19 protein-coding genes and 1 pseudogene are annotated in these 17663 nt (G+C 71.1%); 10 read left to right on the forward strand and 10 right to left on the reverse strand.

Going from position 1 to position 17663, the window contains the following annotated elements; translation table 11 throughout:
- Positions 1-518 precede the first annotated feature (518 nt).
- A complete protein-coding gene (locus ACWEOE_RS09140) occupies positions 519-1379 on the reverse strand; it encodes a hypothetical protein (protein ID WP_452006123.1) in 861 nt (286 codons plus the stop codon).
- Positions 1380-1548: 169 nt separating this feature from the next.
- Between ACWEOE_RS09140 and ACWEOE_RS09145 the strand changes: the two are divergent.
- Both ACWEOE_RS09145 and ACWEOE_RS09150 read left to right on the forward strand, forming a co-directional pair.
- Positions 1549-1674, forward strand: a pseudogene (locus ACWEOE_RS09145) (aldo/keto reductase); the annotation flags it as partial.
- A 277-nt stretch (positions 1675-1951) separates the two neighbouring features.
- Positions 1952-2809 carry an LLM class flavin-dependent oxidoreductase gene (locus ACWEOE_RS09150; RefSeq protein ID WP_452006125.1) on the forward strand — a complete coding sequence of 286 codons (858 nt, stop codon included), beginning with the start codon at positions 1952-1954 and terminating at the stop codon, positions 2807-2809.
- A 5-nt stretch (positions 2810-2814) separates the two neighbouring features.
- Here ACWEOE_RS09150 and ACWEOE_RS09155 read toward each other — a convergent pair whose 3' ends face one another.
- From ACWEOE_RS09155 to ACWEOE_RS09165, 3 genes are read right to left on the reverse strand one after another with little or no spacing between them, the layout of a single operon-like run.
- Complete coding sequence (locus ACWEOE_RS09155) at positions 2815-3660, reverse strand: oxygenase MpaB family protein (RefSeq protein WP_452006128.1); 846 nt, start codon at positions 3658-3660, stop codon at positions 2815-2817.
- Position 3661: 1 nt separating this feature from the next.
- Positions 3662-4198: a TetR/AcrR family transcriptional regulator gene (locus ACWEOE_RS09160; protein WP_452006495.1), complete on the reverse strand. Its 537-nt coding sequence runs from the start codon at positions 4196-4198 to the stop codon at positions 3662-3664.
- Positions 4195-5550: an amidase gene (locus ACWEOE_RS09165; protein WP_452006131.1), complete on the reverse strand. Its 1356-nt coding sequence runs from the start codon at positions 5548-5550 to the stop codon at positions 4195-4197. Before ACWEOE_RS09165 ends, ACWEOE_RS09160 begins: the two co-directional genes overlap by 4 nt.
- Here ACWEOE_RS09165 and ACWEOE_RS09170 point away from each other — a divergent pair.
- The gene (locus ACWEOE_RS09170) at positions 5540-5728 is read left to right on the forward strand and encodes a hypothetical protein (RefSeq protein ID WP_452006134.1); all 189 of its coding nucleotides are present in this window, start codon (positions 5540-5542) and stop codon (positions 5726-5728) included. The genes ACWEOE_RS09165 and ACWEOE_RS09170 overlap by 11 nt on opposite strands.
- 81 nt (positions 5729-5809) lie before the next feature.
- Positions 5810-6838 carry a D-cysteine desulfhydrase family protein gene (locus ACWEOE_RS09175; protein WP_452006137.1) on the forward strand — a complete coding sequence of 343 codons (1029 nt, stop codon included), beginning with the start codon at positions 5810-5812 and terminating at the stop codon, positions 6836-6838.
- On the opposite strand, the gene ACWEOE_RS09180 is transcribed toward ACWEOE_RS09175, so the two are convergent.
- Positions 6839-7516, reverse strand: coding sequence for a DUF998 domain-containing protein (locus ACWEOE_RS09180; RefSeq protein ID WP_452006140.1), 678 nt, complete (start codon positions 7514-7516; stop codon positions 6839-6841).
- A gap of 42 nt (positions 7517-7558) precedes the next feature.
- Positions 7559-8338 carry a hypothetical protein gene (locus ACWEOE_RS09185; protein ID WP_452006142.1) on the reverse strand — a complete coding sequence of 260 codons (780 nt, stop codon included), beginning with the start codon at positions 8336-8338 and terminating at the stop codon, positions 7559-7561.
- Between the two features lie 73 nt (positions 8339-8411).
- On the opposite strand from ACWEOE_RS09185, the gene ACWEOE_RS09190 reads away from it, so the two are divergent.
- Together ACWEOE_RS09190 and ACWEOE_RS09195 are read left to right on the forward strand one after the other, a co-directional pair.
- On the forward strand, positions 8412-8621 hold the full coding sequence (locus ACWEOE_RS09190) for a sigma factor-like helix-turn-helix DNA-binding protein (RefSeq protein ID WP_004559389.1): 210 nt from the start codon (positions 8412-8414) through the stop codon (positions 8619-8621).
- Positions 8621-9163, forward strand: a complete 543-nt coding sequence (locus ACWEOE_RS09195) for a Clp protease N-terminal domain-containing protein (protein WP_452006144.1) — start codon at positions 8621-8623, stop codon at positions 9161-9163. Before ACWEOE_RS09190 ends, ACWEOE_RS09195 begins: the two co-directional genes overlap by 1 nt.
- Here the strand turns inward: ACWEOE_RS09195 and yczE are convergent.
- Positions 9160-9801, reverse strand: a complete 642-nt coding sequence (gene yczE, locus ACWEOE_RS09200; protein WP_452006147.1) for a membrane protein YczE — start codon at positions 9799-9801, stop codon at positions 9160-9162. The genes ACWEOE_RS09195 and yczE overlap by 4 nt on opposite strands.
- A 61-nt stretch (positions 9802-9862) precedes the next feature.
- Between yczE and yczR the strand changes: the two genes are divergently transcribed.
- Entirely contained in the window at positions 9863-11317 is a 1455-nt protein-coding gene (gene yczR / locus ACWEOE_RS09205; RefSeq protein WP_452006150.1) for a MocR-like transcription factor YczR, read from the forward strand.
- A 445-nt stretch (positions 11318-11762) separates the two neighbouring features.
- Here the strand turns inward: yczR and ACWEOE_RS09210 are convergent, their stop codons facing one another.
- The gene (locus ACWEOE_RS09210; RefSeq protein ID WP_452006152.1) at positions 11763-13214 is read right to left on the reverse strand and encodes a hypothetical protein; all 1452 of its coding nucleotides are present in this window, start codon (positions 13212-13214) and stop codon (positions 11763-11765) included.
- A gap of 378 nt (positions 13215-13592) precedes the next feature.
- Positions 13593-14759 carry a pyridoxal phosphate-dependent aminotransferase gene (locus ACWEOE_RS09215; RefSeq protein ID WP_452006155.1) on the reverse strand — a complete coding sequence of 389 codons (1167 nt, stop codon included), beginning with the start codon at positions 14757-14759 and terminating at the stop codon, positions 13593-13595.
- 29 nt (positions 14760-14788) lie between these two features.
- Between ACWEOE_RS09215 and ACWEOE_RS09220 the strand changes: the two genes are divergently transcribed.
- The gene (locus ACWEOE_RS09220) at positions 14789-16087 is read left to right on the forward strand and encodes a DUF445 domain-containing protein (RefSeq protein WP_452006158.1); all 1299 of its coding nucleotides are present in this window, start codon (positions 14789-14791) and stop codon (positions 16085-16087) included.
- Between the two features lie 241 nt (positions 16088-16328).
- Here ACWEOE_RS09220 and ACWEOE_RS09225 read toward each other — a convergent pair whose 3' ends face one another.
- A complete protein-coding gene (locus ACWEOE_RS09225) occupies positions 16329-16805 on the reverse strand; it encodes a CGNR zinc finger domain-containing protein (RefSeq protein ID WP_452006161.1) in 477 nt (158 codons plus the stop codon).
- Between the two features lie 90 nt (positions 16806-16895).
- Between ACWEOE_RS09225 and ACWEOE_RS09230 the strand changes: the two genes are divergently transcribed.
- Positions 16896-17264 carry a VOC family protein gene (locus ACWEOE_RS09230; protein ID WP_452006162.1) on the forward strand — a complete coding sequence of 123 codons (369 nt, stop codon included), beginning with the start codon at positions 16896-16898 and terminating at the stop codon, positions 17262-17264.
- A 15-nt stretch (positions 17265-17279) separates the two neighbouring features.
- Positions 17280-17663 (forward strand): TFIIB-type zinc ribbon-containing protein, encoded by a 384-nt coding sequence (locus ACWEOE_RS09235; RefSeq protein ID WP_452006498.1) that lies wholly within the window; start codon positions 17280-17282, stop codon positions 17661-17663.

The raw sequence follows: 17663 nt of genomic DNA on the forward strand, positions 1-17663 counted from the left end.
AGCACCACCGGCACGGTCAGCACGGACCAGCCGTGCTCGGCCTGCAGCCACAGCCGGTACCGGCCCGGTGCGGCGAAGGTGAACGTGTAGGGCACGTCGGGCCCGTACGCGGCGACGGTCTCGTCCGGCACGCCCGTCAGCCCCGGCACGTACGGCGGCATCGCGTGCGCGTGGGCCCACGTCGGCGCCGTGGCGGCCACCGCACCGACCCGGTCGTCCGACGGCAGCGGCCCGACGACGATCAGGTGCCCCAGCATGCCCAGCCACGGTTGCAGGTCTCCCGCGGGGAAGTGCGCGGTGACCGTGACGGGCACGCCGGCCTTCAGCGCCGTGGTGGTCACGTCGACCGGAACGCCGTCGACCACGCGTTTTCCGGGCCCGGCGGGGACTTCCGCCGAGGTGCCGTGGGTGGCTTGGAGGTCCACAGTGGACCGGGTGAGCTGCACGCCGCCACCGCGGCGTTCCAGCTCGGCCGCCACCGCGTACGTCCCGGATTCCGGTGCGGTGAAGGCAACCTGTTACTCGCCGGGCGCGACCCGCACCGGGTGCAGGTGCCACAACCGGCCCGAGGGCGAGACGACGATGAGGTGCACGAGCGCGTCGTCGTGCACCACGAGGTCGTCGGCCGGGCGGCCGGTGGAGCCGTCGGTGAAGTGCAGTCCGAGGCCGTTCCGGCTCTGCACGCTGAAGTTCACCGGTGGCCGCGAGTAGTCCGTGAGGGGCAGGCGCGACATCGCGTACGGGTCGGTGACGTTGTTCACGGTCGCGTCCAGCTGCGCACCCGGCGCGGGCGGCGGGGGAGTGCCGGTGGACAGCAGCGCGCCGGTGACCGCGACGGCCAGCGCCGCGACCATCCCGCCCGCCGGCACCAGCGCGTAAGCCGTGCGCCGCGACCGCACCGCCACGATCAGCGCGATCAGCAGAAACGCCCCTGCCGCAACGAATCCGCCGAACGCCGCCTTCTCCCACGGCGGCACCACCCGCGCGGGCACGACGAACGGAATGGTCCCGGTGGTCGTGCCGTCGGACAGCCGCAGCTCCCACGGCCCGGCGTGGTCGACGTCCACTTCGCCCGAGTACAGCCCGGGTTTCGCACCGAGCATCACGTCACCGCGCGAGAAGACGACACCGTCGGCGGCCGCGGCGAGGTGCAGCGTGCCGGGCGCGGTGCCGGTGTGCGTGGCGATGTCGACGTGCAGCTCGCCCGGTGTCACGTCGATGCGTCGGATGATCACCGTCAGCTCGCGTGCGCCGAGCGTCTGCGCCACCTGGATGTCCGTGCCCACGGGCGCCCCGTCGGCGCGCGCGGTCCCGCCGCCGAGCGCGATCCCCAGTGCGCAGAGCAGCATCAACAACGCGGCTTCTCTCGTGGTCCCCATCACGGGAGAACGTAGCGAGGCCGGGCCGGGTGAATCGTCACGGAACCGGGGGAAGATCCATCCCCGGTTCGGGGGATGCCACCCCTGAGACGCGAGCCGGTTGCAAATCGGAACGTTGCTCCGTATGGTTATGGAGCAACGTTCCGCTTGCTCTTCGGAGGACCGCCCCATGCAGTACCGCACCTTGGGCCGCACCGGCGTGCAGGTCAGCGCCCTGGCGCTCGGCGCCATGAACTTCGACGCGATCGGTCCCACCACCCAGGAAGACGCCACCGCCATCGTCACCGCCGCGGTCCTTGGGTGATCGATCTCCGAGCGCGGCGGCGAGTGGCAGCCCGTGGCGAGTGCCCATGGATAGACCAAAATGGCCGGGCATAGCAGTGGAGATGTCGAGGTCGCTGACGACGTCGATGGTCGCGAGAAAGCCGGTGACCATGCGAGCCGATGGGGCGCCAAAGTGCGACGGCACGAGGCGTCCACCTCGCTCGATGAAGAAGACGTCCTCGATGAGGCCAGCTTCTTCACAGTCAGAAGTCATCGACACATCCTGCGCCGGTGAAAGGAACCGCCCCATGTCACCTCGCTTCGGCATCATGACCGCCCCCGTGCAGGTCGGCTACGACGACCTTCGCCGCGTCTGGCAGGAAGCCGACGCCCTGCCGGAAATCGAGCACGCCTGGCTGTTCGACCACCTCCTGCCCATCGGCGGCGACCCCGACGGCCCGATTTTCGAAGGCTGGACGCTCCTGTCGGCTCTCGCCGCGCAGACCTCGCGGCTCCGGCTCGGTCTGATGGTCACCAGCAACCGTTTCCGTCCGCCCGCTGTGTTGGCGAAGATCGCCACCACCGTCGACGTGGTGTCCGGCGGCCGGCTCGACTTCGGCATCGGCGTCGGCTCGCGCCCGAGCCACCCGCTGGCCCGGCGCGAGTACGAAGCCCACGGCTTGCCGTTCCACGACACCGCCCACGCCGTGCGGAGCCTGGCCGAGGCGTGCACCGTCATCCGTCGCTTGTGGACGGACGAGGCACCGTTCGACTTCACCGGCGAGAGCGTGCAGCTCAAGGGCGCCTTCGGCAATCCGAAGCCCGTGCAGCGCCCGCACCCGCCGATCGTCATCGGTGGTCGCGCGTCCGCGACGCTGCGGGTGACCGCCGAACATGCCGACGTCTGGAACATTCCCGGCGGCGATCTCGACGACTGCGTCGGCCGCAGTGCCCTGCTCGACCGCTACTGCACCGAACTCGGCCGTGACCCGGCGGAGATCACGCGCTCGATCCACTTGCCGGTGTCGTACGCCGACCCCGGCCTCACCCGCAAAGCCATCGCCGAGGCTGTCGACGCCGGGTTCGGGCACGTGGTGCTGGGGTTGCCGGCGCCGTTTCCCGAGGGTGTGGCGCAGTGGGTCGTGGCCGAGCTGATCAACGCCTGACTGGGTCAGGACAGCAGCCGATACGCCCGCGGGTGCGCCCGGAGCCACACGTTCAGCTTGCCGATCCACCGCATGTGCGCCGACCGCAACGGTGGTGGCACCAGTGCGCCGAAAACCCGGACCGCGAGACAGAAGCGCCGGAACCGTCGCTGGTCGGCCGAAGTCCACTGCAGACCCAGCTGCTCGCGCAGCGAAGCCGGCAACGTCGCCCGGATCAAGAACAACTGCCCACGCGCCTGCCCTCGCCGCAACCGGGGCCACCACCGGTCCGGCAGCCACCGCACCGGTTTCGGCACGGTGTGGATCGTCTCGAGCAACGTTGTCACCGTCGGGTTCGGCCGGAACGAATCCACCATCTCGTCGTAGTACCGCTCGAACGCCGCCCAGTCCGCCGGCAGATCCCGCTCGCGCACCCCGAGCAGCCGGCCGACGTCACGCATCTGCGCGTAGTACTCGTCGAGCTCGGCACCGGATAGGGGACGCCCGAAAAACCGTTGCACGTCAACCGGAACCTTCACCAGCGTCGCATGAACCCACGCATACGCCAACGGATCCAGCCCGCTGTAGCGCCGTCCCTCGGCGACGCCGGTGAACGTCCGGTGCAGCTCCCGCAACCGCGCTGCCTCGAACCGCGCGCCGGCCGCACCGCCGTACACGTAAATCGACAGCGAAGCTCCCGTGCGCATCAAGCGCGTCCACGGGTCCTCGGTGTAGTTCGAATGGTCCCGCACCCCCGCGGCGACGACGGGGTGCGCCACCTGCAGCACCAGCACCTGCCCCGCCAGCAGCAGGTCGCGGAAGTCGCCGAAGTACCGCCAGGCGGCGGTGCCGCGCACGACCGGCGGCGCCACGTCAGGCCCCGCGCAGCAGCATCATCAGCGGCTCGGCCGCCGGCACGTCCGTGCCCGTCGACAGCCGGCGCAGCTGCAGCCCGGCGATGAGCGCGACGACGGGACCGGCCACCCGTGCGGGATCCGGCACGCCGAGCGCACGCAGGATCGTCGTGGCCAGGTCGTCGTACGCGGCGAAGCAGCGCGCGGACGCCTCGCGCAGGCCGGGATCACGCGCCGCTTGCAGGTACAGCTCGTGGGGCGCGAGGTCGTCGGTGCCGAACGGCAGCTGCTCGATCACGTGCTCCACCACCGCCGCGGCCTGTTCGAGGCTGAGCGCGCTGTGGGCTTCGGCGATGGCGGCGAGCTTCGCCGTCTCCTCCTCGGCGAACAGCAGCATCGCCTCGCGCAGCAGCTCGGTCTGGCTGGGGAAGTGGTAGGTGAGTGTGCCCAGCGACACGCCCGCGGCGGCCACGATGCGCCGGTTGGTGAGCCCGCCGACGCCTTGCTCGCCGACGACCTCCAGCGTCGCCCGCAGGATCGCGTCGCGGGTGTTCACCACACCCTTGCGGGCCGGCGCAGGTGCCACCTCGAGACCTCTTCCAGTTGTGCGGCAACGGAAATGAGCCGCTCCTCGCCGTGCGAGGGACCCAGCAGCTGGGCGCCGAGGGGCAGCCCGTCCGCCGTTTGCCCGGCCGGGACGTTGATCCCCGGCCAGCCCAGCACGTTCCACGGCCAAGCGTAGGGGCACGCGGCGATCATCGTCTGGTCGGTGCGCCAGCCGGTGAGGCCGTCGAACGCACCGGTCCGCGGTGGCGGGGTCGCGGTGGTCGGGGTGAGCAGCACGTCGACGCGGCCGAACACCGAGCCGATGCGGCGCTGCAGCGCGGGTTCGAGTGCCCGGGCGAGTTTCAACGCGCCGGCCAGCACTGTGCCCTGCTGCGCGTTGCCGCGGGTGCGCGGGTCGAGCTTGGCCTTCTCGGGCACGCGCGCGGCCCAGTCGCGCACGCCGGTGAGCGAGCGCGGCAGGAAGGTGAGCCCGATGAGCCCGTAGTCCGGGTCGACCTCGACGATCTCGTAGCCCAGGTTAGCGAGCGCCTCCGCGGTGTCGCGCACGGCCGCTTCCACCACCGGGTCGAGGCTCGTTTTCGTTGCGGTGAAAGGAATCCGGGTCGACAGCCCGATGCGCAGCCGCCCGGGTTCGCGGCGAGCGGCGGCGCGGAAGGTGCCGTCGGAGGCCGTGGTGACGTCGAGCAGGGTCGCCGCGTCGGCGACGGTCCGGGCGAGCGGCCCGAGCACGGTCAGGCCGTGGAACAGCTCGCCGCCCGCCGGCACGCGCCCGCGCTGGGTCTTGATGCCGACGAGCCCCGTCCACGCGGCGGGGATGCGCACCGATCCGGCGCCGTCGGACCCCAGCGCCGCCGCGACCACCCCACCGGCGACTGCGGCCGCCGAGCCGCCCGACGACCCGCCGGGCGTGTGGCCGGGGTGCCACGGGTTGCGCGTGACGCCGAACGCCGGCCCCTCGGTGAACGGCCATTGGCCCAGCTCAGGCGTGTTCGTCTTGCCGATGATCACGGCGCCGGCGCGCTTGAGCAGGCCCACGGCCGGCGCGTCCGAGACAGCGTCGGGGAAGTCGCCCGCGCAGCCGAACGCCGTGGGCAGGCCCGAGAGGTCCACGTCGTCCTTGATCGCCACGGGCACGCCCAGCAGCGACGTCGCCTCGCCGCGCGCCCGGCGGCGGTCGGCTTCCGCGGCCTCGGTGAGCGCGTCGTCGTCCCGGATCCGGCGGAACGCGTTGAGAACGGCCTGGCTCGCATGTGCCTCGTCGAGCGCCGCCCGGGTGAGTGCGACGGAGGTCGTGTCACCGGATTCGAGCGCCGCCGCCTGCTCGGCGACTGTGCTGAACAAAACTGTGTTGTCGACAGGACTGCCGAACCCAGAACCGCTGAACCCTGAACTGCTGAACCCTGAACTGCTGAACCCTGAACTGCTGAACCCTGAACTGCTGAACCCTGAACTGCTGGCGGTCATCGGGCACCCCCCGAGGTTCTCGTTCGTTCGAACGAACGTTACCACCGGGATGTGATTCCGGCTGCCTGGTTCGACAGCCACCTGCGTGAGGCCGACGATTACCCGGACGCCCGCCCAGTCCCCCCACGGAGGATCGATGACGTTCGACTTCGACCGGTTTCCCGTTTTCGACGCGTTCCCGCGGGCGGGTCTGGGCAGCGGCGCGACGCCGCTGCTGGCGGCACCGCGGCTGGGCGAGGCGCTCGGGCTGCCGCGGCTGATGCTCAAGCGCGACGACGTGCACCCGCTCGGCGTCGGCGGCAACAAGCTGCGCAAACTCGATTTCCACCTCGGCGCGGCGCTCGCGGCCGGCGCCGACACCGTGATCACCTTCGGCGCGCTGCAGACCAACCACGGCCGCCAGACCGCCGCCGCGTGCGCGCGGCTCGGGCTGCGCTGCGAGCTCGTGCTCACGGCGAAGGTGCCGCGTGAGGGCGAGGCCTACGAGCACTCCGGCAACATTCCGCTCGACCTGCTCTTCGGCGCGCGCGTGCACGTCTGCGCCACCGCCGAGGAAGCCGAGCGCACCTACGAAGAGCTGCTCGCGTCGGCCGACTACGAGGGCCGCAAGGTCTTCACCGTCCCGGTCGGCGGGTCCGACGCGCTGGGCACCCTCGGCTACGTCGCCGCGAGCCACGAGCTCGCGCAGCAGCTGTCGGCGCTCGGCATCGACAGGGCGCGGATCGTCGCGCCCCACGCGAGCGGCGGCACGTCGGCGGGCCTCGCGCTCGGCACGGCGATGCTGGGCAACCTCGGTGCCGACATCGCGTGCGTGAGCCACCCGCTCGACGAGGCCACCGACAACCTGACGCACCTCGTCACGGCGGCCGCGCAGCTGCTCGGCGTCGACACGCCGTCGCTGGACCACGTGCGCATGAGCGACTCGACGATGGGCGAGGGCTACGGCATCCCGGCACCCTCCACGTGGGGTGCGCTGCGGTTGTTCGGCCGCACCGAAGGTGTGGTGCTCGACCCGGTCTACTCGGGCAAGGCCGCCGCCGCGCTCGTCGAATGGGCCGCCGAAGGCCGCTTCGACCCGGAGGAGACGGTGGTGTTCGTGCACACCGGTGGCCTGCCCGGGCTCTACGGCTACGCGCCGGAGTTCGTCGCGGCCGTGCAGGAGTAGTCAGCGCCGCGCGGTGGCCGGCTGCAGTTCGGCCGCCGCGCGGGCGGCGTCCACGCGTACCGCGACGCGGACCAGACCGAGCAGCAGCCCGACGTCGGCGACGAGCATCAGCCGTTGCGCGAGCCCGACCGGCAGCACCTCGGTCACGCCGTGGAACGGCAGGCCGGCCTCGTCGAGGCGGGCGAACAGGAAACTCACGCCGAACACCAGCAGCGCCGCGCCCCCGATCCGCAGCCACCGCAGCACGAGCGCGCGCTCGGCCGTACCGCGCAACGGTTCCAGCAGCGTCAGCGCCGCCGCCGGCAGGCTCGCGAACGCCACCACGCACGAGTACAGGTGGATCTCACCGCTCGCGGGGTCGGGGTTCGGCGGATAACTCGCCGGGAACACGGCCGCGGTCGCCAATCCCAAGGCCCACAAGGAAAGCAGCACCCGCGTGGTCCGCGGCAGCGGCACGCCGCCGGCGACCAGGCAGCCCAGCACGGCAACCGACCCGACGGCGAGCGTGAGCACACTCGCGCTCAGCAGGCCCGGATCGGTGGTGATGTAGCTGGACAACGTGTCGTACACCGGGTCGTGCGGGCTGATCACGTGCATCACCGCGATCGTGAACAGTCCCCACCCGATCGCCACCAGCGCGCCCAGCCGCCAGATCCGCAGCCCCCGTGAGATCCCCATGGGCTCCAGCGTTGTGGGTCGCGGGTGATCCGTGATCCGGGATCACCCTGAATTCAACCCCTGTTCGAAGCTGGCGAGCACCAGCGCTTGATCGTCGTGCCGCTTCGCGCGCGGCCAGCGGGAGCCGTCGGGATCCTGCGTTTCCGCAGTTCGCACGGCGTCCAGCACGGCGTTCGGGCCGTTGGCGCGGGCGAGGCGCAGCACGTCGGGCCAGCCGAAGAGCCCGTAGTCGTCGACGCCGGTGGACACGCCGTCGCTGGCCAGCAGCACGGCGTCGACCTCGGGGCGCGGCCAGCTCCGCCGCACGGCCTTCGCCGCCGCCTCGGGGTCGGCCTCGGCGACCCAGAACCCGCCTTCGGCGTTGCGGCGGCACCGGACGTCGGCACCGGTCTGCAGCAGGCCACCGTCGCGCAGGGACACGAGCCGGTCGTCGGACACCACGTCGACGCCGAACCGGCCGAACGCGACCACGGGACTGTCGGCCAGCACCAGGGACTCCACCTCGACCTCGTCCCAACGCAGGATCGACACGGTGCTCGACGGCGAGTGCCCGGGCTCGAGGCCCTGTTCGGCCGCGACCCCGGCGATGGCCGTCGCGAGTGCCACGGCGAGGTCTTCCTTCGGGCTGTCTCTCAGCTCTTCGGCCAGGCGGTGCACGAGCAGGCCCGCGTACCAGCCGCCGGGCGGCAGGTCGGGGCTCGGTGAGGTGGCGCCGTCGAGCAGCAGCACGGCGTTGTCCAGCACCACGACGTGGTCTTCGCTCGCGCGGGGCAGGCCGTCCGCCCCCACCCCCGCGCGTTCCGCGATCGCGATCTCGGGCATGACCCCGATGCTAACTCGGGACCTGCGTCAACTTGAGTTGACATCAGGCTCGGTGTCAACCTAGATTGACAGCATGACGGAAGCAACAGACCTGGCCGCGAGGGCGGGCGACCGTGATCCCCGAGTGGGGCTTCGCGCGGTCGCGGCGCTTCGCCGGCTCCTTGAACAACTCGAAGCCGTGCAGGTGCGCAGCGCCCGCGTGCACGGCTGGTCCTGGCAGGAAATCGCCGCCGAGCTGGGGGTCAGCCGGCAGGCCGTTCACAAGAAGTACGGGAGGCACTGATGTTCGAACGGTTCACGCTCGACGCGCGGCTGGCCGTGGTCGAGGCCCAGATCGTGGCCCGCGAAGCCGGTGCGCAGCAGATCGAGCTCACCGACGTGCTGGCCGGGCTCGCCCGCACCGAAAACGGCGCCGGCCTGCGATTGCTGCAGGAGCTCGGCGTGTCGCGCGAAGACGTGCTCGCGGAGCTCGACCGCATCCGCCGCCGCGGCGGGATCAGCGACGCCGACGTCGCCGCGCTCACCGAGTTCGGCATCGACGTGGAGCAGATCGTGGAACGCATCGAGCAGACCCACGGCCCGGGCGCCCTGGCCGGCGGCGGCAGACGCGCGAAACGGGGCCACATCCCGTTCGCGGCCGACGCGAAACGCACGATGGAGCTGAGCCTGCGCGAAGCGGTGAAGCTGGGAGACAAGCACCTGGGCCAGGAGCACTTGCTGCTGGCGCTGGTGCAGCAGAGGGGTCCGGTGCCCGACCTGCTGGCCGCCCACGGCGTCGACTACGTGTCGGTGCGCCGCGCGGTTGCCCAGCGCGAGGCCGGTTAGTGCTCCTGCTCCTCGCGGCGCCCGGTCCGCCATGTGACCAGCGGCAACAGCGCCTGCGTGAGCGGTCCGATGGTGAGGGCGTAGAGCACGGTGCCGACGCCGAAGGTGCCGCCGAGCAGCCAGCCGACGGCGAGCACGGTCACCTCGATGCCGGTGCGCACGAGTCGCACCGACCAGCCGGTGCGGGTGGTGAGGCCGGTCATCAGGCCGTCGCGCGGGCCGGGGCCCAGGCGGGTGCCGACGTAGACGGCGGTGGCCACGGCGTTGAGCACGACGCCGCCGACCAGCAGCAGGATCTGCAGCGCGAGGGCGTGCTGGTCGGGCAGCACCGCGCGCACGGCGTCGACGGTCAGGGAGATCACCACGACGTTGGCGACGGTGCCGATGCCGGGCCGCTGGCGTAGCGGGATCCACAGCAGCAACACGAACACCGACGCGATGGCCGTGACCGTGCCGAAGGTCAGGCCGGTGAGCAAGGTGACGCCTTCGTGCAGCACATCCCACGGGTCGAGGCCGAGGTGGGCGCGGGTGAGCATGGCCATGCTGGCGCCGTAGAGCGCGAGGCCCGCCAGGAGCTGGGCACCACGGCGCACGGGGGCCCGGCGGACGCTGAGGGGGCTGAGGTCGACTACTGCCACTTCTCCACTATCGGCGACAAGTGGACTGGTAATCCATGACCAATATTGGATAATTGGTCTTATGACCTCGCACATCCCGCTGGGTAGTCGTGTATCGGGCCCCCGATTGGCCGTGTTGCTGGGGGAATGGCGGCGCCGTGGTTCGCGCCAGGGCGCGACCGATCTCGCCGCGGCCGTCGAGCTGCAGGTGCTCGACGGCCAGCTCCCCATCGGCACCCGGCTGCCCGCCGAGCGTGAACTCGCCGACGCGCTCGGCGTGAGCCGCACGCTCATCGGCGGGGCGCTGGACCGGCTGCGCGCGACCGGCGTCGTGGCCAGCCGTCGCGGCGCCGGGTCGTGGATCTCGGGCGCGGGGCACCGCTCGGCCGCGCCGGCGCAGCACGAGCGGGCCGGCCTGATCGACCTCGCCCGCGCCGCGCCGCCCGCGTTGCCGGGCCTGATCAACGCCGTCGACGCCGCGCGGCGCGACCTCGTCGAGCACCTGAGCGGCAACGGTTACCTCACCGGCGGCCTGCCGCTGCTGCGCGAGCGGATCGCCGAGCGCTACACCGCGCGCGGCCTGCCGACGGCGCCGGAACAGGTGATGGTGACCGCCGGCGCCTACTCGGCTTTCGTGCTGTGCCTCCGCATGCTGGCCGGCCCCGGCGACCGCGTGCTGCTGGAGCAGCCGACCTACCCCAACGCGATCGACGCCGTGCGCGCCGCCCACGCCCTGCCCGTGCCGGTGGCGCTCCACCCCGTGCGCGGCTGGGACCTCACCGGTATCGAGGCCGCGCTGCGCCAGGCGGCACCGCGGTTCGGCTACCTCGTCGTCGACTTCCAGAACCCCACGGGCCTGCGCCTCGACGCCGCCGGCCGCGAACGCCTCGGCGGCCTGCTGGCTCGCTCGCGCACACCCGTCGTCGTCGACGAATCCTTGGTGGAGCTGGATTACGAGGGCGATCCGCTCGAGGCGCCGCCACCGCTGGCCGCCTTCGCCGGCGATCTGGCTCTGACGGTCGGCTCGGCCGCGAAGTCCCACTGGGGCGGTCTGCGCCTCGGCTGGATCCGCGCCTCGGCCGACCTGCTCGACCGCTTGCTGTCGTCGCGCTTCGCCGTGGACCTCGGGGCGCCGGTGTTCGACCAGCTGGTGCTGGCGTCCTTGATGGCGCCGGAGGGTTATCGCGCGCTGGCTCAGCGTCGCCAGGATTTCCTGCTGCAGCGTGATTCCTTGATCGACGCCGTGCACGCCTACTGTCCGGAATGGACGTTCGAGACGCCGCCCGGCGGACTTTCCCTGTGGTGTCGATTGCCCGAACCCATGAGCACGCGCCTGGCCGTGTCGGCGGCGAACCACGGTGTGCAACTGGCGCCGGCGTCGCGTTTCGGTGTGCACGGGGGGTTGGAGCGTTGGTTGCGGTTGCCGTTCGGTTTGCCGCCGGGTGAGTTGCTGGAGGCTGTCCGGCGGTTGAGCCTGGCGGTGGCATCGGTGCGTGGTTGCGCGGATGTGCCGGCGGCGAACGTGCCGGTGACTTGAGAGATAAACAGCCGGTGCACCGGATGGTCCAACCACTCCAGGGATGGTGGTGGTCGCATTCGGTGCACCGGCCGTTCGTCACCCGCTGTGTTCAGCGGGCGCCGCGGCGGGTTCCCGGCACAGCCCCTCGACGTGCCGGGAGCCGCCGACGGCTCAGGCGGGCTTCGGTTGGCGCAGGTTCCCGCTCGGCGCGGTGAGCGGGAACCTCCGGAGCACGCCCGTTGTGGGTCCCGGCGCCGCGGGGGCAGCGCGGCGCCGGGACCAGGACCCGATCCGGCCGGGCGCGGTCGGCCGGTCGGGAAGGCTGGTTGTACGCATGGATCGCCCCTTGTGCCATGGAAAGTGGGTTGGTGCGAAAGGGTGAGCCAGGCGCAGCGAACGGGCGCGCGCTCCCAGAAGTTGATCTTGATCTGGACGTGGCTCTCCCCGGAGGGCCGGGTACCGGTCAGTCCGGAGAGGTGGTGGGCAGGGCTGCGTCCCTGCCCGCGCCGGCGACCTCGTGGTCGCGGCTGACGCCGATCAGCTTGAGCTGCGTGGTGGTCACGCTGTCCCCGACGACGGCGAACGGCTGCCGTGCGCCGCCCGAGCCGTCGTGGCCCGGGTTGGCGGTGGTGGTCGGCGCGACGGGCGCGCTGGGCGCCGCGGGCAGGCCGCCGCCGCCCCCACCGCCGCCGCCACCCGTGGCGCCGACGTGGGAGTTCTCGGTCTTTGTCTGCAGCACCCCGGTGGCGTGCCGGCGCACCGGGACCAGGTGCACGACGCTCGGGTACCGCTGCTCGGCCACAGCCGTCTTCGGCGCGGTCACCGGCGTCTGCGGCGGCGCGGTCACCAGCACCACGGCGGTCACGACGCGCTGGGTCGACGGCTCCGGCACGGTCGCCGTGACCCCGCCGCTCACCGTGCCGCCCGAGAACACCGGTCCGAGCACGTCCCCGATGGGAATCAGCGGCGGCGTGCCCGTCGGCACCGAGGTCACCGGCGGCAGCACGCTGCCCCCGACGTCGTCCACGGTCCCGACCACACCGGTGAGGGAGTGCAAGGTGGTGTCGACCAGCCCGAGGACACCGCCGAGCAACCCGCCCAGGAGGCCGCCGTTGGACTGGGGTTCGAGGGACGGGGGCTCGGGAGAGCGCTGCGGAGTCTCGGTGCTGGTGTCGGCGGCGCTGTGATCCGCCGTGGTTTCGGTGGTGGTCTGGTCCGGAGCGCTCGGGTCTGTTCCGCGCTTCTTCGCCGAGCCGGACGGGTCGGGCGCGACCTGGTCGGAGCCGCCCTGGCTCGTCGCGCCGGGCGTGTCAGTGATGTCGGTGGTGTCGGTGCTGCCACCGGAAGTGGCGTGGGTCGAACCGCTCGCACTGGAAGTGCTCGGCGTGGTGGCAGCCGAGCCGGTGCCGTCGCTCGCGGAGGGCGAGTCCGAAGTCGTGTTGTGGGCGGAAGTTCCGGTGGTGTCCGAGTCCGCAGTGGACCCGGTCGAAATACCGTGCCAGGGATGACCGTGCGGCTCGGCCCGATGGTCGCGCGCGGCACCGTGCCCGCTGTGCCCCGGCGCGGTCGCACCATGCCCGCTGTGCTCCGGCGCGGTCGCCACCGTGGTCCCGGACGCATCTGCGCCGGGCGGCTGCTCCGCCGCCTCCGCGCCGGCCCCGGCGACCAGCGCGCCGAGCAGCCAGCCGGCCAACGTCAACCCGCCCGCCAGCGCGATCCGCGCGGCCGGCCTCGCCAACGGTGCCGCCCACGGCCGCGGCCTGCGCAGCGAAGCGCGGCCGCCCGAGCCGTTCACCGGAACCCCGCCAGTCGAACCGGAAATCCCAAAAGCCGAAACCCCAGAACCCGACACCGGGCCGAGATCAGCGCTGCTCACCAGCGGTGCGACGGTGCGCACGGCTGCCGCGTCGCTCACGCCACCACCACCGTCCGCGCCTGAAGCTCATGCGGCTTCCGCACGAGACTGATCCAACTGGGGTTCTTCTCCGGCCAGGTCGCAGTTCCCCCGGGGCTGCACTCTTTCTAGCACCGGTCGCGAGTGTTTCATCTTCCCTGCGTTCGATCCACCCCGTAAGGCGGAACGGCCTTACCGGCTCCGGTGTCCGATCGGCCGCAGTCGATCACTGAGCGTGCGCTCAGCTGAACCCGCTGCGGCCATCCGGGCGGTTGCCCATACGGTCGTTGACCTGATGTTTAGTGCCGAAAACATACCGTCGGTATCGTGACACCAACGGTGAGTGATCGACTGTGGAGGGTAACCGCCCGACACCTCGTGATCAGGTAACCGCAGTGGTCAGACGAGTTGCCGCAACCGCCCGACGGCTTCGTCGATGACTTCGTTGCGCTTGCAGAACGCGAACCGCAGCAGGTGTTTCCACTCGTCCGGGTGATCCGTGAACACCTTCACGGGCACGGCCGCCACACCGACGCGTTCGGGCAGCTCCCACGCCAGCTCGGCGGCGTCGGTGAAGCCGAGCGGGCGCACGTCGGCGGTCACGAAGTACGTGCCGCTGCTCGGGCGCACCCCGAAACCCGCGTCGGCGAGCCCCGTCGAGAGCCGGTCGCGCTTGTCCTGCAGGCTCGTGCGCAGGTCCTCGACCCACGGCAGCTCGTGGTCCAGCGCGTACGCGACCGCGGGCTGCAACGGCCCGCCCGAGACGAACGTGATGAACTGCTTCGCCGCCTTCACCGCGGCCACCAGCTCCGGGGTCGAGCACACCCAGCCGATCTTCCAGCCGGTGCAGTTGAACGTCTTGCCGGCGCTGGAGATCGACACCGTCCGCTCGCGCATCCCGGGCAGCGTGGCGAGCGGGATGTGCTCGGCGTCGTCGAACACGAGGTGCTCGTAGACCTCGTCGGTCACCGCGATGAGGTCGTGCTCCACGCACAGCGCCGCCACGGCTTCCAGCTGCGCGCGCGAGAACACGGTGCCCGTGGGGTTGTGCGGCGAGTTCAACAGCACCGCGCGGGTGCGCGGGTTGATGGCGTCGCGCAGGGCGTCGAGGTCGAGCTCCAGGTGCCCGTCGGCCGTCTCGGTCAGGCCGATCACGCGCCGCTGGGCGCCGGCCATCGCGACGGCGGCGGCGTAGCTGTCGTAGTACGGCTCGACCACGATCACCTCGTCGCCGGCTTCCGTGAGCGCGATGAGCGCGGCCGTGATGGCCTCGGTCGCACCCGCCGTGACCAGCACTTCCGTCTCCGGGTCGTACTCGGTGCCGTAGCGCAGCCGGTGGCGCGCGATCGCCGCGCGCAGCTCGGGACGACCAGGGCCTGGCGGGTACTGGTTGTCACCGCCGAACAGGGAGTTCTTCGCCGTTTCGAGCATGCCGGCGGGGCCGTCGGTGTCGGGAAAACCCTGGCCGAGGTTCACGGCGCCGTGCTTCACGGCGAGCGCCGTCATCTCGGCGAAGATCGTCGCGGTGAAGGGGCGCAGGCGAGGGACGAGAGCTGGTTCACGCACGAAAACGCATCCTCACGGACAATGGTGTCGTGGAGCAACTCACCCAAGCCAAGGTCACGCCCGCAGACCCGCCCGGTGGCGCCGCCGGTGAAGCGGAAAAACGGCGTGGCCTGCGGCGGATGAAGCAGGTCGCACTGGCCTTCCTCCTCGGCGCCACGGTCGTCTTCCTGCTCACGAGCTGGGCGGAGTCGGCGGGCTGGCCCGCGTGGGTCGGCTACGTGAAGGCCGCCGCGGAGGCCGGCATGGTCGGCGCGCTCGCCGACTGGTTCGCCGTCACCGCGCTCTTCCGCTACCCCTTGGGCCTGCGGATCCCGCACACGGCGATCATCCCGAACAAGAAGGACCAGCTCGGCACCAGCCTGGGCGACTTCGTGGGCTCGAACTTCCTGTCCGAGGACGTGATCCGCGACAAGCTCAAGCGCGTCGAGATCTCCCGCCGCCTCGGCGGGTGGCTTTCGCAGCCGGACAACGCCGAGCGCGTGACCTCCGAGCTGGCCACAGTCGTGCGCGGCGCCGTTACGGTGCTTCGCGACGAAGATGTGCAGGCGATCATGGAACAGGCCGTGGTCAAGCGCATCGTCGAACGGCCGTGGGGGCCGCCGCTGGGCAAGATCCTGGAGGGCGTGTTCGAGGACGGCGCGCACCACAAGCTCGTGGATCTGATGTGCGACCGGGCGTACGAGTGGGTGCGCGACAACCACCAGGCCATGCTGCGCGTGGTTTCCGATCGCGCGCCGAGCTGGTCGCCGAAGTTCGTCGACGAGATGCTGGCGGACAAGGTCTACGGCGAGGTGCTGTCGTTCGCGTGGGCCGTGAAGACCGATGTGAACCACCCTATGCGCCTCGCGCTGGACAAGTTCCTCGGCGAGTTCGCGCAGGACCTGCAGCACGACCCGAAGACCATGGAGCGCGCCGAGCAGGTCAAAGGCCAGATCGTGCACCACGACGAGGTGCAGAAGCTGATCGGCAACGCCTGGGCCACGGCGAAGGAGATGCTGCTCAACGCCGCCGAGGACCCGTCGAGCGAGCTGCGCCGGCGCGTGCGCGCGGGCCTGCAGTCCCTCGGCGAGCGGCTGATCTCGGACAACGCGCTCGCGTCGAAGGTGGACAGCTGGGTCGAGGGCGCCGCGGCGTACCTGGTGAAGAACTACTCGAAGGAGATCACCACGATCATCACCGACACCGTCGAGCGCTGGGACGCCGAGGAGACGTCGCGCAAGATCGAGCTCCAGGTGGGCCGCGACCTGCAGTTCATCCGGATCAACGGCACGGTGGTCGGCGCGCTGGCCGGCCTGGTGATCTACACGGTGGCGCAGTTGCTGTTCTGACCTGGGGTTTCCCGGGTCGGCTCGGGTGGGGCGAGTGCCGGAGCGTGCTCGCTCGTGTGCAGCCGGTGTGTATACCACACCCGGGGGACCTTCAAACCAGTTGTCCACAGGAAGCTGAGTTATCCCCCGGGTTATCCACAACTTTTCACAGATCTGGCCTAACGATCATCCACAAGTTGTGGGGATCCAGTGCTTCTGCACGTGCACATCTGGTGGATGTGCCTGAGTTGTCCACAGCCGGTCAGTTGTGCACACCCGTCGCCCGCGCGCGCCAGGTTCGGGCCTTCTCGCGGTTGCCGCACACGCGCATCGAGCACCAGGTGCGCGACCGGTTGCGCGACTCGTCGTAGAAGGCTTCGAGGCAGTCGTCGGCCGGGCAGATCTTGAGCCGGACCCAGTCGCCGCGGATGGCGAGGCGGGTGGCCGCGACGAGGACCGCCGACACGGTGTCCTCGCCTCTGAGCTGCGGTCCGTCGGCGCCCAGGGAGAAGATGAGCGGCACTTCGAACGGCTCGCGCGCCACCCGTGGATCTCCGATGGCGGCGCGCAGTGCGTCGCGGATGGCGCGGGCTTCGTCGGTGTTGTGGGGCCGGCTGGGGGTCAGCCCGCGGTCCGCGGACCACCGCAACCACTGGCCGGGATCGTCCAGCAGGTCCTCGCCGCGCTCGATGTCGACGGTGTTGAGGAAGTCCACCACCAGGGTCGCGTCGGTGTGCACGCAACCAGTGTACGAGCGATACCGGTTGCTTCGTCGTTCGATAACTTCCATACTCGTGTTGCTGGTTATCCACCTGGAGGGAGAACGGACATGGGTGCGGTTCCGACGTTCGGCTCGACGGTCTTCGACTGCCCTGACCCCGTGGCGCTCGCGGACTTCTACCGCGCGGTGCTCGACTGGCCCGCCCCGGAGATCCACGACGACGGCGACTGGGTCCGCCTCGTGAACCCGCTCGGTGGTGCGCGCCTGGAGTTCCAGCAGGTCGCGGACTACCAGGCGCCCGCGTGGCCCTCGGCCGACAAGCCGCAACAGGCCCACCTCGACCTGGACGTCGAGGACCTCGAAGCCGCGCACACCCGGGTCCTCGGGCTGGGTGCGACCCTGCTCGACGCGTCGCCCGAGACCTTCCGCGTCTACGCCGATCCGGTGGGTCATCCGTTCTGCCTGTGCGCCTGCTGACGTTCCGGGTCGAATCTGCGTAGTCTCGGCCAGGTGAATTGTCCGAAATGCCAGAACCGGATGCGGACCGTCGACAAGAACGGCATCCGCATCGAACAGTGCGAAGCCTGCCGCGGCATCTTCCTCGACCACGGTGAGCTGGAGCAGATCGTCGGGGCGGAAAGCTCGTACTACGGGCAGCAACCGCGCTACGGCCGCCCCGACTCACCCCGTCCCTACTCGGACTCCCCTCGCCCGTACCGCGGTGGGTACTCGGACTCACCCGGGCCCTACGGCCGCGGCGGGTACGGCGACTCGCCCCGGCCCTACGGCGGTCACGGCGGCCATCGCGGTTACGCCGATTCGCCCCGGCCGCACGGTCACCGCAAGCGCAGCTTCCTCGAGAACTTGTTCGACTGA

The sequence above is a fragment of the Amycolatopsis sp. NPDC004368 genome (assembly GCF_053602515.1).